At 71.3% G+C, this 15,693-nt stretch carries 16 protein-coding genes; 4 read left to right on the top strand and 12 right to left on the bottom strand.

Going from position 1 to position 15,693, the window contains the following annotated elements:
- Positions 1-7: 7 nt before the first annotated feature.
- From ACFPIH_RS31840 to ACFPIH_RS31850, 3 genes are read right to left on the bottom strand one after another with little or no spacing between them, the layout of a single operon-like run.
- Positions 8-313, bottom strand: coding sequence for a hypothetical protein (locus ACFPIH_RS31840; protein ID WP_381180628.1), 306 nt, complete (start codon positions 311-313; stop codon positions 8-10).
- Between the two features lie 27 nt (positions 314-340).
- Positions 341-988, bottom strand: a complete 648-nt coding sequence (locus ACFPIH_RS31845) for a TetR/AcrR family transcriptional regulator (RefSeq protein ID WP_381180626.1) — start codon at positions 986-988, stop codon at positions 341-343.
- A gap of 57 nt (positions 989-1,045) precedes the next feature.
- Positions 1,046-1,996 carry an AurF N-oxygenase family protein gene (locus tag ACFPIH_RS31850; RefSeq protein ID WP_381180625.1) on the bottom strand — a complete coding sequence of 317 codons (951 nt, stop codon included), beginning with the start codon at positions 1,994-1,996 and terminating at the stop codon, positions 1,046-1,048.
- Between the two features lie 103 nt (positions 1,997-2,099).
- Here ACFPIH_RS31850 and ACFPIH_RS31855 point away from each other — a divergent pair, with 103 nt between their 5' ends.
- The gene (locus tag ACFPIH_RS31855) at positions 2,100-3,209 is read left to right on the top strand and encodes a ferritin-like domain-containing protein (RefSeq protein ID WP_381180623.1); all 1,110 of its coding nucleotides are present in this window, start codon (positions 2,100-2,102) and stop codon (positions 3,207-3,209) included.
- A 31-nt stretch (positions 3,210-3,240) separates the two neighbouring features.
- Positions 3,241-4,062, top strand: a complete 822-nt coding sequence (locus ACFPIH_RS31860; RefSeq protein WP_381180622.1) for a hypothetical protein — start codon at positions 3,241-3,243, stop codon at positions 4,060-4,062.
- 9 nt (positions 4,063-4,071) lie between these two features.
- Here ACFPIH_RS31860 and ACFPIH_RS31865 read toward each other — a convergent pair whose 3' ends face one another.
- The 7 genes from ACFPIH_RS31865 to ACFPIH_RS31895 form a co-directional block, all read right to left on the bottom strand.
- Positions 4,072-4,581, bottom strand: a complete 510-nt coding sequence (locus ACFPIH_RS31865) for a DUF3291 domain-containing protein (protein ID WP_381180620.1) — start codon at positions 4,579-4,581, stop codon at positions 4,072-4,074.
- A gap of 45 nt (positions 4,582-4,626) precedes the next feature.
- The gene (locus ACFPIH_RS31870) at positions 4,627-6,084 is read right to left on the bottom strand and encodes a penicillin-binding transpeptidase domain-containing protein (RefSeq protein ID WP_381180618.1); all 1,458 of its coding nucleotides are present in this window, start codon (positions 6,082-6,084) and stop codon (positions 4,627-4,629) included.
- Positions 6,085-6,100: 16 nt separating this feature from the next.
- Positions 6,101-7,459 carry an FtsW/RodA/SpoVE family cell cycle protein gene (locus ACFPIH_RS31875; RefSeq protein ID WP_381180665.1) on the bottom strand — a complete coding sequence of 453 codons (1,359 nt, stop codon included), beginning with the start codon at positions 7,457-7,459 and terminating at the stop codon, positions 6,101-6,103.
- A 29-nt stretch (positions 7,460-7,488) separates the two neighbouring features.
- A complete protein-coding gene (locus ACFPIH_RS31880; protein ID WP_381180616.1) occupies positions 7,489-8,007 on the bottom strand; it encodes an SH3 domain-containing protein in 519 nt (172 codons plus the stop codon).
- An 81-nt stretch (positions 8,008-8,088) separates the two neighbouring features.
- On the bottom strand, positions 8,089-9,366 hold the full coding sequence (locus ACFPIH_RS31885; RefSeq protein ID WP_381180614.1) for an ATP-binding protein: 1,278 nt from the start codon (positions 9,364-9,366) through the stop codon (positions 8,089-8,091).
- Positions 9,363-10,115 carry a hypothetical protein gene (locus ACFPIH_RS31890; RefSeq protein ID WP_381180612.1) on the bottom strand — a complete coding sequence of 251 codons (753 nt, stop codon included), beginning with the start codon at positions 10,113-10,115 and terminating at the stop codon, positions 9,363-9,365. Before ACFPIH_RS31890 ends, ACFPIH_RS31885 begins: the two co-directional genes overlap by 4 nt.
- A gap of 248 nt (positions 10,116-10,363) precedes the next feature.
- Complete coding sequence (locus ACFPIH_RS31895) at positions 10,364-10,870, bottom strand: protein-tyrosine phosphatase family protein (RefSeq protein WP_381180611.1); 507 nt, start codon at positions 10,868-10,870, stop codon at positions 10,364-10,366.
- 158 nt (positions 10,871-11,028) lie between these two features.
- On the opposite strand from ACFPIH_RS31895, the gene ACFPIH_RS31900 reads away from it, so the two are divergent.
- Positions 11,029-11,832 (top strand): nuclease-related domain-containing protein, encoded by an 804-nt coding sequence (locus ACFPIH_RS31900; protein WP_381180609.1) that lies wholly within the window; start codon positions 11,029-11,031, stop codon positions 11,830-11,832.
- A gap of 245 nt (positions 11,833-12,077) precedes the next feature.
- Here ACFPIH_RS31900 and ligD read toward each other — a convergent pair whose 3' ends face one another.
- Positions 12,078-12,965 carry a non-homologous end-joining DNA ligase gene (gene ligD, locus ACFPIH_RS31905; RefSeq protein WP_381180607.1) on the bottom strand — a complete coding sequence of 296 codons (888 nt, stop codon included), beginning with the start codon at positions 12,963-12,965 and terminating at the stop codon, positions 12,078-12,080.
- A 97-nt stretch (positions 12,966-13,062) separates the two neighbouring features.
- On the opposite strand from ligD, the gene ku reads away from it, so the two are divergent.
- Positions 13,063-14,127, top strand: a complete 1,065-nt coding sequence (gene ku, locus ACFPIH_RS31910; protein WP_381180606.1) for a non-homologous end joining protein Ku — start codon at positions 13,063-13,065, stop codon at positions 14,125-14,127.
- A 15-nt stretch (positions 14,128-14,142) separates the two neighbouring features.
- On the opposite strand, the gene ACFPIH_RS31915 is transcribed toward ku, so the two are convergent.
- On the bottom strand, positions 14,143-15,507 hold the full coding sequence (locus tag ACFPIH_RS31915; protein ID WP_381180604.1) for an acyltransferase family protein: 1,365 nt from the start codon (positions 15,505-15,507) through the stop codon (positions 14,143-14,145).
- Positions 15,508-15,693: the final 186 nt, after the last annotated feature.

A 15,693-nucleotide genomic window follows, 5' to 3' on the forward strand; every position in this document is an offset into this window, starting at 1 on the left:
AACGAGGTCACTCGTCGGCGTCGTCGTCGCGGCCGCCCGGCGTGGGGGTTTCCGGTTTTGACCATGGCCACTTCAGGCGGTCGGTGGCCTTTCCCTCCGGTTCGTACGCGTACTTCCACCCCAGTTGCAGCCCCAGCCGCTTGCTCCGTCCGCGGGGGACGCGCCGGTAGACCAGGACCGTCGGCGGGCCGCCCGCCGCGTCGGGGACGGGGATGCGGTACGTCTTCGGCGGGTGCCCGGTCGGGCCCAGCAGCACGGGCAGGACGCGGCCGTCCATGGGCCCGCCCTCGAAGGGGGTGTCTTGGCTCTTCACGCCACCAGTGTCGCGCCCCGGTGCCGGTCAGTCCCGCGCGGCCAGCGCGTCCCGCACCAGCTGGGCGGTCTGCGCGTCCCGCGCCGCCGTCACCGTGAGGACCGCGACGAACTGCTCCACCAGCCAGTCCCGCAGCTCCTCGACGTCCGGCTCCTTGCCCTCGTCCAGCCAGATCAGCGAGGCCGCCTCGACCGCGGTGATCCACATCCGCACCGTCATCCGCAGCCGGGGGCCGGGAGCGGCGACCCCGAGGTGGCGGTAGATGTGCTCGGCGGCGGCCCGCCGTACGCCGTCCACGATCGCGGTCGTACGGGAGGTCTCCACCACGCTGCCGCCCTGGAGCAGCGCGCTGAAACCGGCGTCGTGCCGGCCGACGAAGCCGAGGTAGCGGTCCAGGGCGCGGGCGAGCCGGGGGAGGAGGGGGCCGTGTCTGGGCTCGTCGAAGCAGTGCTCCAGCTCTTCGGCCGCGGATCTGAGCGCGGCCTCGTACAGCTGCTGTTTGCCGCCCGGGAAGTACCGGTAGACGAGGGGGCGCGAGACCCCGGCTGCCTCGGCCACGTCGTCCAGGGAGACGTCCTCGGGGGCGCGGTGCGCGAAGAGGGTGAGGGCGGCGTCGAGGAGTTGGCTGCGCCGCTCCTCGACACTCAGGCGACGGTAGGCGGGGGCGGCGGGCATAAGGGCAGGGTAGTCGTCCGGGTGCGGGTTCGTTGTGGCTGGTCGCGGCACCCGCCCCTATGCCAGGAGCCCGGACGACTTCCAGAGCTGCCGCCCTACCCCCCGCAGCACTCCTATGTCGTCCAGGAAGTCCGTCAGCCGTTTCGCCCCCGTCTGCATGACCTCCCGGCGATGGCCGCTCGCTTTCACCTGGGCCTGGGCCTCTCGCCTGTCCAGGCCCACGTTCGTGTAGACCTCCGGATTCACGAAGGCCACCGAGAAGATCCGGGCGAACTCGCCCGACGTCACCCGGGTGAACTCCTGCGACCAGCGTGGCGCGGTCACCATCTGGCGCCGCAGTTCCTCGCGGGCGTACCGGACATGCCGGGCCTCCTCCACCACATGGATCCGCGTGACGCCCCGGACCAGGGGCTGGACCCGCTCGTCAGGGAAGGTCAGCCGCTGCATCCAGTCGAGCACCTCCTCGCCGAGCAGCGTCGCGGTGAAGGAGCCGGGGGTGGTGGAGATCGTCTTGAAGAGGCGGCCGAGGTTCTGGTGGGCCCGGCTCACCGGGTACCAGGGTGTACCGCCCTGGGAGATCAGCCGGGCGAACATCTTCGAGTGCCGGCACTCGTCCTCGATCTCGGTGAGCGCGTACCGCACATGCGCGCTCGTCGCCGCCTTGTCGTAGATGTGCCGGACGAGCAGCTGCATCAGGATGATCTCGAACCAGATGCCCAGCGAGGCCAGCGCCGCCGCCTCGTGCCGGGACAGGAGAATCCGCTGTTCCTCGCTCATCCGCTTCCACATCGGGGTCCCGTACAGCGACACCAGCTCCGGCGGCCAGAACCACTTGCCCTCCTCGAAGGGCGCGTCCCAGTCCAGCTCACGGTCGGGGTCGAACGAGTGCTTCGCGGAGGACGCCAGCAGTCGCTCGGCCACCCGCTCCCGGTCCTTGAGGAGGCCCAGCGCGTCCCGCAGCCCGTCGAGCGCGTCGGCTTCCGTGGGGGTCGTCGGAGTCGTCGTCATGGCTCTTATGAGACTGCCTGTCAGCAAGCGCGTCAATCCCCCCGGCGTTACTTCTCACACGTCTTGTTGACCCGTCGTCCGGCCCCGTGTGAGCCTGCGGGACATGCCCACATATGACCTGTACGCCAGGGATCCGGGTGATCCGCACTGGACGGTCCCGGCGACCGGTGCCGCCCGCTTCAACTGGGAGTACGACGAGGGACGCGACCGTCTCCTCGCCCTCTACCAGAAGGGCAAGGACAAGCAGTGGGACGGGCAGCGGCGCATCGACTGGGAGCTCGAGGTCGACCCGTACGACCCCCTCGGCGTCCCCGACGAGTCGATGTCCCTGTACGGCACCCGGCACTGGGCCAAGCTCACCGGCAAGGACAAGGGCGAGCTGCGCCGGCACCTCGCGTCCTGGCAGTTCAGCCAGTTCCTGCACGGCGAGCAGGGCGCGATGGTCTGCGCCGCCCGGATCGTGGAGTCGGCCCCCGACCTGGACGCCAAGTTCTACTCGGCCACCCAGACCATGGACGAGGCCCGGCACGCCGAGATCTACGGCCGCTTCCTGCACGAGAAGATCGGGCTGCTCTACCCCGTCAACGACAGTCTGCGCTCGCTCCTCGACGACACCCTGCGCGACAGCCGCTGGGACCTGCCGTACCTCGGGATGCAGGTCCTCATCGAGGGCCTGGCCCTCGCCGCGTTCGGCATGATCCGCGACACCACCGACAAGCCGCTGCCGAAGCAGATCCTGGCCTACGTCATGCAGGACGAGGCCCGGCACGTCGCCTTCGGACGTATGGCGCTGCGCGACCACTACCGCCACCTCACCGACGCCGAGCTGCGCGAACGCGAGGAGTTCGTCATCGAGGGCTGCTACCTGATGCGGGACCGGCTGCGCGGGGTGGAAGTCCTGGAGAACTTCGGCATTCCCAGGGCGGAGGCGGAGGAGTACAGCGAGCGCTCCCCCTTCCTGGCCCTCTTCCGCAAGCTCCTCTTCTCCCGCATCGTCCCCTGCGTGAAGGACATCGGCCTGTGGGGCGAGCGGCTCCAGCAGGCGTACGTCGACATGGGCGTGTTCGAGATGGGCGACTCCAACCTCGACCTCCTGATGACCCAGGACGAGGAGACCGCGGAACGGCTGGACGCCGAGCGGTTCGCGGCGGAGGAGCGGGAGCGGGTCGCGGAGGTGACGGAGGCGATCACCGCAGGGGGTACCGAGGGCTGACATATCCCCCGTATGCAGTAACGTGCGTGACGTGTCCACGCCTCCTCCGCCGCCGCCCCCGAACCCGTACGGCCCACCGCCCCCGCAGGGTCCGTACGCGCCGGGCCCGTACGGCCAGCAGCCCGTGCCGCAGCAGCCGTACGGAACGCCGTACCCCCAGCCCCACCCCTACCCTCCGCAGCCCTACGGCGCCTGGCCCCCGCCCCCGCCTCCGAAGAAGCGGCGGCTCGGGCTGATCCTCGGCATCGTGGGCGGCGTCGTCGGCGTGGTCGTGGCGCTCCTGGTGGCGCTGGCGCTGATCGGCGTGGGGGTCGAGAAGAACTTCCCGGCCGCCGAGTACCAGCTGACCCTGCCGGAAACGCTGGTCGACGGCCGCTACGAACTCGCCGACGACCTCTCCGGCACCGAGGGCCAGAAGATCGAGGACGAGATGGACGGCGCCTGGGACGCCAAGGTCACCGACTCCAAGGTCGGTCAGTACAACCTGGGCGGCGACGCGACCAAGGGCCTGCTGGTGATCTCGGGCATGTACGGCCGCTTCCAGAACACGGACGGCAACCGCGACAGCATGCTGAAGGGCGTGGGCGGGGCCGACGGACTGACGGTGGCCGTGCCGCCGAAGGACTTCCGCCCCAGCGGCTCGGACACCACCGTCACCTGCGAGGTGGTCACCCAGAAGGAACTCGGTACGACGCTGACGTACCCCGTCTGCGCCTGGGTGGACGGCAACACGGCGGCCGTCGTCGCGCCGATCACCGCGCAGGCCGCCACGCAGGAACCCTCGGACGTGCAGCTGGAGTTCTACGCGAAGCTCACCCTCCAGATCCGCTCCGAGACCCGCAAGCCCCTGTAGGAGCCGGGGTCAGACCGAGCAGCCCAGCCCCTCGGGCACGTCGAAGCTCACCGGCTCCGCGCCCTGTGGCGGGAAGGACGTCCGCAGGGTGAAGGCGTAGGGCGTCGGGCCGTTGGTCCGCAGGTGCAGCAGCCGGGCCTCCGCCTCCGCGACCGTGGGGCGGTGGCCCGCCGGGACCCACCACAGGGCCACCATCGCCTCCGCCACGCGCTCGAACCACTCCCTCCGGCGCGCGAGCATCTCACGGTGCTGCCCCTGGTACATGTACGCGGTCAGGGCGTCGGTGTCCCGCCACACCGACATGTTGATGATCAGCCACGCGTCCCCGAAGACCTCGATGTCGGTCGCGTCGCCCCCGTCCGACTGGAGCCGCCACACAAAACCCTGCGCGGCGTCGGCGTCGGCGTTGACCGGGTCGAGGGCGTCGACGAAATCCTTCAGCTCCGGTGAGTCCAGAGGGAACTTGAGGCGGGCGAGGTTGACCTGGGCGAGTTCGAAAGCGGCAGTGGCGTCAGTCATGCGCGAACGGTAGAACGCACCTGTCGGCTCCGGGAACCCCCCGTCTCACGACCTGAGCACCGCCTCCATCACCCTCCGCGCGATCGGCGCCGCCATCCCGCCCCCGGTGATCTCCCCGCGGTCGGCCGCCCCGTCCTCCACCACCACCGCCACCGCGACACCCGGCTCCATGTCCCGGTCCCCCCGCGCCCAGGACACGAACCAGGCGTACGGCGTCCCGGCGTTGCCGATGCCGTGCTGGGCGGTGCCGGTCTTGCCGCCGACGGTCGCGCCGGGGATCGCCGCGTTCGTCCCGGTGCCCTCGCGCACCACGTCCTCCATCAGCTCCCGCAGCCGCAGCGCGGTCGAGGGGTACATCACCTGGCGCAGCGGACGCGAACCGGCCGTGGCCACCGTCGCCCCGCCCCGCCGGGTCTTCCGCTCCACCAGGTACGGCTCCCGCACCTGGCCCCCGCCCGCGACCGCCGCCGCCACCATCGCCATCTGCAGCGGTGTCGCCCGGGTGTTGTACTGCCCGATCGACGACAGCGCGAGCTGCGCCCGGTCCAGCGAGGTGTCGAAGGTACTGGTGGCCACCGAGAACGGGATCCGCACGCCCTCGTCGTTGAAGCCGAACGCCCGCGCCGTGCGCGACATCCGCGCCAGACCGACATCCACCCCGAGCTTCGCGAACACCGTGTTGCACGACCACTCGAACGCCACCCGCAGCGGAGCGTCCTCGCAGCCGCCGCCCTCGTTGGTCAGCCGCGTCGTCGTCCCCGGCAGGGTGTAGGGGGCGGGGGAGTCCGTCGGCTCGTCCAGATCGGTGATCATCCCCGAGTCCAGTGCCGCCGCCGCGGTCACCACCTTGAAGGTCGACCCCGGCGGATACGTCTGCCGGACCGCCCGGTTCAGCATCGGCCTGTCCGGATCGCCGTTCAGCCGCGCCCAGGCCCGCTCGGCCGCCGCGTCGTTCCCGGACAGCAGGGCGGGGTCGTACGACGGGGACGACACCAGTGCCAGGATCCGCCCCGTCGCCGGCTCCACCGCCGCCACCGCCCCCTTGCGCCCGCGCAGCCCCGCGTAGGCGGCCTCCTGGGCGCGGCGGTTCAGGGTCGTGACGACGTCCCCGCCCGCCGGCCGGCCCCGCGTCATGTCGCTCCACAGCGGGAACGGCGCGAGCAGCGGATCGACGCCCGACAGTACGTCGTCCTCGGCGTGCTCCAGGAACGTCGTGCCGTACTCCTGCGAGGCGAACCCGGTCACCGGCGCGTACAACGGCCCGTCGCGGTACGTCCGTTCGTAGCGCAACTGCTCACGGGTGTCCCGGGAGCCGGTGACCGGGGCGCCGCCGACCAGGATGTCGCCGCGCGGCCGGCCGTAACGGGCGATGGAGTCACGGCGGTTGGCCGGGTTGTCGTCGTAGGCCGAGGACTCGACGACCTGGACGCGCGCGGCGTTGACCAGCAGCGCCAGCAGGAGCAGGGCACAGAAGACGGCGGCGTGCCGGATGTGCCGGGTCACTCCGGTACCTCCCTGGTCATGGGGCGGCCTTTCCGTCGTACTGGCGTCGCGCCGAGTCGCTCACCCGGATCAGCAGCGCCACGATCGCCCAGTTGGTGACGACCGACGAGCCGCCCTGCGCCAGGAACGGCATAGCCATGCCGGTCAGCGGGATCAGCCCGGTCACCCCACCCGCGATCACGAACACCTGGAGCGCCACGATCGAGGCGAGCCCGACGGCCAGCAGCCGCCCGAACGGGTCGCGCAGGGCGAGGCCCGCCCGGTAGCCCCGCTCGACCAGCAGGCCGTAGAGGAGGAACAGCGCCGACAGACCGGCAAGGCCGAGCTCCTCCCCCGCCGTCGCCAGGATGAAGTCGGACTTCGTGGCGAAGCCGATGAGGATCGAGTGGCCGAGCCCGAGGCCGGTGCCGAGCACACCGCCCGCGGAGAAGGAGAACAGCGACTGGGCCAGCTGGTTGGGTCCCTGGCCCGCCTCGATCGTCGCGAACGGGTGCAGCCAGTCCTCGATCCTGCTGTGCACATGCGGTTCGAGCCGGCCCACGGCGACCGCGCCGAGCGACGCCAGCAGCAGCCCGACCGCGATCCAGCCGGTGCGCCCGGTGGCGACGTACAGCATGATCACGAAGAGGCCGAAGAAGAGCAGGGATGTCCCCAGGTCCCGCTCCAGGACCAGGACGCCCACGCTCAGCAGCCAGATCGCGACGATCGGGCCGAGCACCCGGCCGGTCGGCAGCTGCATGAACCAGATCTTCCGGCCCGCGTACGCCAGCGCCGTGCGGTTCGCGGCCAGATACGCCGCGAAGAACACCGCGAGCAGCACCTTCGCGAACTCCCCCGGCTGGATGGAGAACCCGGCGATCCGGATCCAGATCCGGGCACCGTTCACCGCCGGGAAGAAGATCGGGAGGGTGAGCAGGGCGAGCGCGGCGACGACACAGACGTACGCGTACCGCTGGAGGAACCGGTGGTCGCGCAGCGCCGCCACGACCAGGATGAAGAACGTGACGCCCAGGGTGGACCACACGAGTTGGGCGGGCGCCGCGCGGTCGCCGGGGGTCTCCAGGTCCAGCCGGTAGATCAGCACCAGCCCGATCCCGTTGAGCAGCACACCGATGGGGAGCAGCAGCGGATCGGCGTAGGGGGCGCGCACACGCACCGCGAGATGCGCGAGGAGCGCGAGCACACCGAGCCCGGCGCCGTAACCGACGGCGCCGGGCGGGACGGTGCCGCTGCGGGCGAGGCCGACCGCGCAGTAGCCGTACACGCAGAGCAGGACGGCCAGGACGATGAGGGCGAGTTCGATGCCCCGGCGCCGGGGGAGGCGTACGGCGGCGGCGGATGCCTCGACTCTCGTCACGTCCGTCATGTTCGCCATGTTCGCCATGTCGGGAACTTACCCAAATGTCAGCACCAACGCGGTGCCTCGCCGATGTTGTCGATGTAGCGCGCCGCGCCCCAGGCCCAGGTGCCGTCCGTGAGGAGGTACCAGAGGGGGTTGCCGTCGACGTTCTGACCGGAGGTCTTGCAGAAGATCGAGACGATGTCGCCGCGGTGCACGACCCGGATCACCTGGCTGGCGCGGGTGGGCCTGCTGCGCAGGAGCAGTTGGCCGGCGGTTACGCGTCCGCGGTACCGGCCGCTGTTGTTGCTGTTGTTGTTGTTTCCGTTGTGGTCGCCGCTGCCGCTCTGGTTCCACTGGTTGCTCTGGTTGCTCTGGCCGTTCTGGCTGCTTTCGTTTCCGTTGCTGTTTCCGCTGCTGTTGCTGTTGCCGTCGCCCTCGTCCCACTGGCTGGAACCGGTGTTGCCGCCGGTGTCGTTCCATTCGTTGTCGGCGTTCGCGGGGGTCACGGCGGCGGTGGTGACGAGGGCCCCGGCGGCGGCCGTTATGGCGAGACGGGTGAGGGCGGAGCGGCGCAGGGACATGGCGATACCTCCGTGCAGGCGGTGGATCTTGGGGGAAGCTGACTTATCGCCACATTAGGAGCGGTTCGGGCGTGTCGCCCCTTACGCTGCGCCATCAGGGAGGCGGGCCCCGGCGGGCGGGGTCTGAGGGAGCGTCAGGGTGGCCACCGCCCCGCCGTCGGCCGCGTTGGCGAAGGTCAGCGCGGCGCCCAGTACATCCGCCTGCCCCACCGCGATGGTCAGCCCGAGTCCGTGCCCCTTCGCACCGCCCTCCGTGCGGAAGCGCTGCGGCCCGTGTGCCACGAGGTACTCCGGATAGCCGTCCCCGTGGTCCCGTACGGCGACGACGGCCCCGTCCACCGTCAGCACGACCGGCACCCGTCCGTGCCGGTGCGCGTTGGAGACCAGGTTGCCCAGCACCCGTTCCAGACGCCGCCGGTCGGTCTCCACCCGCGTGTCCCGCACGATGCTGACCTCGGTGTCCGTCCCCGACGCCCGCACCACCCGCCCGGCCAGCGCGCCGAGCGCCTCGTCGTCCAGCTCCAGCCGCTCCCGCCCGGTGTCGAGACGGGAGATCTCCAGCAGGTCCTCGGTGAGCGTGCGCAGCGCCGCCACCCGGTCGCGCACCAGCTCCGTCGGCCGGCCCGGCGGCAGCAGTTCGGCCGCCGCGTGCAGCCCGGTCAGCGGCGTGCGCAGCTCGTGCGCCACGTCGGCGGTGAAGCGCTGCTCGCTCAGCAGCTTGCCCTGGAGGCTCGCCGCCATGGTGTCGAGCGCGACGGCGACGGCGGCCACCTCGTCCTGCGGCAGGGCCGGCTGCTTGGAGCGGGGGTCGTCCACCCGGGCGTCCAGATCGCCGGCGCTGATCCGCCGGGCGACCCGCGCGGTGGCGTGCAGCCGCCGGGTCACCCGGGTCACCGCGAACGCGCCGATCAGCAGCGTCACGCCGATCGCCAGCCCCGACGACCAGAGGATCGCGGAATCGAGCGCCTCGATGGTGCGGGCGCTCTGCGCGTAGTCGACCCCGACGGCGAGGACGCGCCCGCCGTCCACCGGACCGGCCGCCCACATCGTGGGGCGCCCCCGGTGATCGGCGACCATCGTGCCGCGCTCCCCGGCCAGCGCCAGGGTGCGCAGCGCCTTCGGCAGCCCCGGCGGATCGACGCCCGCACCCCATCCGAGGGTGTCCCCGGCCTCGAACGCCGTCGTCGCGTCCGTCAGCCGGGACAGTGCGAGGTCGCGGGCCTCGCCGACGGTCTGGTTGGTCACCGAGACGTGTACGAGGACGCCGAGCATGGCGGCCAGGGCGCAGCACATCACCGTGATGAACACGGCGGCCTTCACGGCGAGCGTGCCGGACCACTGGGGGAGCACGGGCCTCATCGGCCGCTCGCGGAGGGGGAGGGGGAGGCGCTGGGGCTGGGGCTGGGGGAGTGCGTCAGGCGGCCGGTTCGGCCGGTGCGCAGCATCTCGTCGTGGGTGAGCAGCATGGCGTGCTGCTGCTGGTCCCAGGTCCACTGCAGCCGGTACTCGTAGCCCGCGACCTCCGAAGGGGCCCGGATGATCACGGACCGGCCGGCCAGTTCGACCGTGCTCACGGCGTCCTCGTACGACATGATCTGCACGAGCCGGCCGTCGCGGACGGTGTAGACGCGTACGGCGGTCAGATTTCCCGGCAGCTGACGGAAGCCCAGTGTCATCTCGTCGTGGCCGTCGCCGGTGAGGTCGCGGTAGTAGGCCTTGAGGACGGGACACCGGCCCGGGTCCTTGCTGTTCCCGCCGCAGTCGGCCATCCGGCGGGCGGTCTCGTCGTAGGCCCCGGCGGAGTAGTCGCCCGGGTCCGCGGCGATCTCGGCGCGCACGACGGCCACCGGGTCGACCTCGTGGATGTCCCCGTCGGGCACGGTGACGCCCTTCACCACCTCGGTCTCCACCTCGCCGATCTCGAAGGCGGGACTGGAGGCCGGGGTCAGCTGCGGCCAGAGCTTGTCCGGGCTGACCGCGGTCGGGGTGGCACCGGCGCCCTGCAGCCCGCCGGCGTCACCGCAGCCCGCGGTGACCGAGGCCAGCAGGACGGCTGCGGCTACGGCGAGAGCGGTGCGGATGGGGCGCGTGGGATGCGTGGGGCGCATGGGACGCATGGGGCGATTGGGTGGCACGGGACTCCTGTGATGCATGGTGATGCCAGGCCTCGTACACCCTATTCGTACGGAAGTCCTTTTTGTGGATCACGTAGGTCCGCTGCGGAGGCCGTTCGCGCTGCTTACGCGGCTCGCGCTGCTTACGCGGCTCGCGGGGCTTGCGCTGCTCGCGGGGCTCGCGCTGCTTGCGCTGCTTACGCGGCTTACGCGGCTCGCGCTGCTTACGCGGCTCGCGCTGCTCACTCGGCGAGTTCCTCCAGCAGCCTGGCCGTCGGCAGCCCGGCCCGGAGGTACTCGACGAACAGCTCGTTGTGCAGGGCCCACGGCGAGCGGCGCGACCGTATCAGCCGGACGGCGTCGTCGGCCGAGTGCCCCCGGCGCATCAGGGTGTGCGCGACGACCAGCCCGGAACGGTTGTACCCGTGGTAACAGCGGACGAGGACCTTGCGCCCCGCGTCCAGCGCGTCGCCGGCGGCCTGCGCCAGCCGGATCACGCCCGCGAGCTGGGTGCCGTCCAGCGGACCGTCCGGAATCGGCCACACCTGGTGCTCGACGCCCTGATCCGGCCCGTGCCCGGGCAGCCGCAGCAACGTCTGTACGAGATCGAACTCGTCCCGCACCACGGCGAACGCCGGCTGTCCCGAAGGCCCCCGGTACTCGTGCCCGCCCATCCACAGCCCCGGCGCGATCTCGTCCCACGGACGGTCCGGAGCCGGTACGTCGGGTTGCTTCCTGCGGGTCCGCAACGGCGCCTCCCGGAACGCGCTCCATGTGTCCTACAAGGATGCTTCCTGCGACGTACTTCGTACGGCTTCCTGAGGAACTGCCCAACTCGCGCCAAAGGTAACCGCCTTCTTGCCCCTGGAGCACCCCTCCTGTTCCCATGGTCATGGGGTGATGGTGCATGAGCGGACTGCGCGTCGTACCGACCTGGCGACACGGCCGGGAGCGGCTCTACGTCTGTCTCACGGACGGCAGGAACATCGCCTGGTACGACCGTGAGACAGCCCGGATCAACCTGCTCAGCGACGAGAGCAGGGATGACGTACTGGAAGCGCTGGGCCCCTTCATCGCCGGCCCGGTCACCGTCGGCCCGCCACCCGTGCCGACGCCCGCCGAACTGGCCAGGCTCTCCCTCCACCCGGACGACGACCTGGCCCCCAACCGCCCCGGCGAGGCCCTTCTGATCGCCCTCGACCGCGCCCCGGGCCCGGGCCGCCGCCTGCGGACCGACCCGCGCCGAAGCGCCCTGACCGCCGAGCAGACGGTGGGCGAGGCCCTGGACCGCCTCGACGCGGCGGGCTGGCACACCCTCCACTCGATCCCGCTCCCCGGCGGCGACCGACTCCACCACCTGGCCATCGGCCCCGGCGGCCTCTTCGCGGTCCACACCCTGTACGCCCGTAAGCAGCGGGTCCGTATCGCCGACCCCCTCGTCACCCTGGGCCGACGCGCTCCGGAACCCCTCCTGCGCCGAGTCCGCTCCACCGCCTCCCGCGCGTCCCACGCCCTCACCGCCGAGGTCCACCCCGTGCTGGCCCTCGTCTCCCCGGCCGACGTCAGTTTCACCACCACCCCTCGCGAGGTCCGCGTGCTCACCGACCTGGACCTCCCGACCCTGTCCCGCCTGGGCGGAGTCCTCAAACCGGCCGACGTGGAGGCGCTGCACGCCATATCCCGAGACCGCAACACCTGGACCCGCCTCTAGGCCTGTCCGGCGGATCATGCCGGGACAGCCCGGGGGCTTGGCCCGCCCACGTGAGTTGATCAGGCACCGTTGCCCTCCTCCGGCGGCTGGGGGCGGAGGCTTGGGGGCTGCTGGTTCCTGGACGAGCGGGAGGGGTGCCTGCCGAGGCCGAGTGCCTGCCAGGGGCCGGAGCCTGGGGGTCGGAGCCCGGGGGACGGTGGGGTGCTTCTTGGCTGACCGAGTCGGGTGGATGGGGGGTGAGGTGGTTACGGGAGTGGGGTCGCGCGGCCTTCGTCCAGCAGCGGTGCCAGCAGGTCGCCCCCCTCCCGTACGCGCGCCATCACATCCGGCGCCCGCAGCACCAACCCCTCCGCCCCACTCACGCCGGCCCCCTCCACCTCGTCCCATGTGACCGGCGCCGACGCGGTCGGCTCGGCAGCCGCTCGCAGGGTGTACGGCGTCGCCGTCGTCTTCCGCGCGGCGTTCTGGCTCCAGTCCACGAACACCTTCCCCGCCCGCAGACTCCGCGTCATCCGATGCAGCGCCAGCCCGGGCATCGCCCGCTCCGCCTCCACGGCCAGCCGCTTCGCATACTCGGTGACCTCCTGGGACGACGCCCCCCGCACCGCCGCCAGCAGATGCAGCCCCTTCGCCCCGGACGTCTTCGCGTACGCCTCTATCCCGTCCCCCGCCAGCCGCTCCCGCAGCCACAACGCGACCTCGCAGCACTCCACGACGCTCGCCGGCGCCCCGGGATCCAGGTCGAAGACGAGCCGGTCCGCCTGCCCGGGCTCCTGGATCACCCACTGGGGCGTATGGAACTCCGTGACGAGATTCGTCGCCCACACCAGACTCGCCAGATCCTGCACCAGCACCATCCGGGCCGGCCCCTCCGACCGGGGCACCTCGGCGGTCGTGACCCACTCGGGCGTCCCCGGCGGCACGTTCTTGGCGAAGAACACCTGCCCGTCGGGCCCGTCCGGGTAGCGCAGGAAGGACAGCGGCCGATCGCGCAGATGGGGGAGCAGGGCATCGGCGACCGATGCGTAGTAGTGCAGTACCTCCCCCTTGGTGAACCCGGTCGCCGGATAGAGCACCTTCTCCAGATTGCTGAGCGCGAGCCGCCGCCCCTCCACCTCCGCAATGGGCGTCATACGATAAGAATCACACGAAAATGGAACATAACGCCTGTAACGCCTTTAAGGCCTGTAACGCCCGCCCCCTCCCCCTCCCCCCAGGAGCGTGCTGCCCGTGCGATCCATATGGAACGGCGCCATCTCCTTCGGCCTCGTCAGCATCCCGATCAAGCTGGTGAACGCCACCGAGAGCCACTCGATCTCCTTCCGCCAGATCCACACCGAGGACGGTGGACGCATCCGCTACCGCAAGGTCTGCGAGCTGGACGACCGCGAGGTCAGCTCGGCGGAGATCGGCAAGGGCTACGAGGACGCGGACGGCTCGATCATCCCGATCACGGACGAGGACCTGTCCCACCTGCCGATCCCGACCGCGAAGACGATCGAGATCGTGGCCTTCGTACCGGCCGACCGCATCGACCCGCTCCAGATGGACGCCGCGTACTACCTCCAGGCCGGCGGCGCCCCCGCCGCGAAGCCGTACACCCTCCTCCGGGAGGCGCTGAAGCGCAGCAACAAGGTCGCCATCGCGAAGTACGCCCTCCGCGGCCGCGAACGCCTGGGCATGCTCCGTGTGGTCGGCGACGCGATCGCCATGCACGGCCTGCTCTGGCCGGACGAGGTCCGCGCCCCGGAGGGAGTCGCCCCGGAAACCGATGTCACCGTCCGTGACAAGGAACTCGACCTCGCGGACGCCCTGATGGACACCCTCGGCGAGGTCGACCTCGACGACCTGCACGACCAGTACCGCGAGGCCATGGAGGAACTCGTCGCCGCGAAGGCGGCCGGCGAGGTACCCCCCGAGATCCCGTCCGCCGCCACCGGCGGCAAGGTCCTGGACCTGATGGCGGCACTGGAGAGCAGCGTGCGAGCGGCGAAGGAGTCCCGAGGCGAGGAACCCTCGGAGGAAGAGGCGGAGGTCAGCAGCCTCCCGCAACGCAGAGCGTCCCGTACGGCGCCCAAACAGACGGGCGGCAAGAAGTCGACGGCCGAGTCCACCCAGAGCGCGAAGAAGACGACGGCGGCGAAGAAGACCACGCCCCAGAAGTCGACGGCGAAGAAGACCACCACGGACAAGGCCACCACGAACAAGACGACGGCGAAGAAGACAACAGCCAAGAAAGCAACAGCCAAGAAAACAGCAGCCAAGAAGACAGCCGCCCGCAAACGCACGGCCTGACCACCGGCACCTCGCTCACGCGGCCTCCTCCAGAACACCACCGCTCTCCACCGCGGGTACTCCGGCCCGAGTCCGCCCCGGAAACAGCACCAGCCCCGTCCCCACCACCAGCCCCACCGAAGCCGCCACGGGGAACCGTCCTCCGTAGGCGAACCCATGCCCCGCGAAGTACGTCAGCACCCAGACGCTCACTCCGATCCCGGCCCACACCCGCCAGGCCGCGGCCCACCGCAGCCCCACACCGGGCCGCAACCTCCCCTCCAGCCCCGCCAGCCGCCGCTCCAACGGCCGCAGTCCCCGTACGACACCTGCCAGGACGGCCCCGAGCACCAGCAGCCAGGGCATCCGGAGCGCCCACCAGCCCGCCGAACCGTACCGGGGCTCGGGAGCGAGGTCCGTCAGATAGAAGGCGGCGGCGACCACCAGCACCGGCAGCATGTGCCACAGATACAGCGTCATGCTCACGCCCCCCAGCCCCCGCACCGCCCGCGCCACCCGCACCCGTTCCAGCACCCGCCGCACCCGCGACGCCACCAGCAGGCACAGCCCCACCTGCGCCACGGCCCAGGCCAGCATGGCCACCGACGGCGGATTGGTGTTACTGACGTCCTGCCCGGTCACCAGGATCAGACTCACCGGCCACGGCCCCGGCCCGACCAGCACCGCGAACCCCACCCCGCCCCCCACCGCCAGAGCCAACGGCAGCCCCCGGCGCCGCCCACCCAGCAGCCCGTCCCGCCAGCAGAACCCGAGCTGATAGACGACCCCCCACACGAGCAGGTAGTTAACGGCCCCGACAACGTCGATCACCCCACCACCCTCCCCACGCACCACCAGCCACCCCACACCACTCGCCACCACCCCCATCCCCAGCGGCACATACAGCCCCCACCGCCGATGAAGGGCACACAGCACCGGAGTCAGCGCGCTGAGCAGCAGATACACCGGCAGAAACCAGATCTGCATCGCCATCGCCCACCCCACCATCGCGAGCGTCCCCGGATCCACCCCCACCGCCGCGCACACCCCGACGGCGAGCAGCACCAGCCCGCTGTACACGGCCACCGGCAGCAGCAACCGCACCGCCCGCTGCCCCACCCACCCCGAGGCCGTACCCCCGCCGGCCCGCGCCCGCTCCCAGGACCCGCCCGCCGCGTACCCGCCGGCGAGGAAGAACAACGGCATGATCTGGAAGCCCAGCGTCAGCCACTGCGTCCAGGGCACGGTCGCCAGCAACTCCGGCGCGCTGATCTCCCCGTCCGGAAGCCGGACCAGCCCCGTGATCACCCAGTGGCCCACCACGACGAGCAGAATCGCCCACGCCCGCAGAAAGTCGACGTACGGTTCCCGACCCCCACCATTCCGCTCCATGCCCCGCATGTTGCCGCCCCGTCAGCTCCCCCACCCCGAAGAGCCCTTGTCGCAACCAACCCGTGCCCGGTACGACACCCCCCGCGGCTCGGCCCGCGCAGCTCACCGCCCGCCGTCCGCACCTCCTCCTCGGGCTCCCGCGCATCGGCCCACCCGTGTCTGCCATGTCCCCAGCCTGACACCCGCCACTGACAA

The sequence above is a fragment of the Streptomyces vulcanius genome (assembly GCF_042653945.1).
Taxonomy (GTDB): domain Bacteria; phylum Actinomycetota; class Actinomycetes; order Streptomycetales; family Streptomycetaceae; genus Streptomyces; species Streptomyces mangrovi.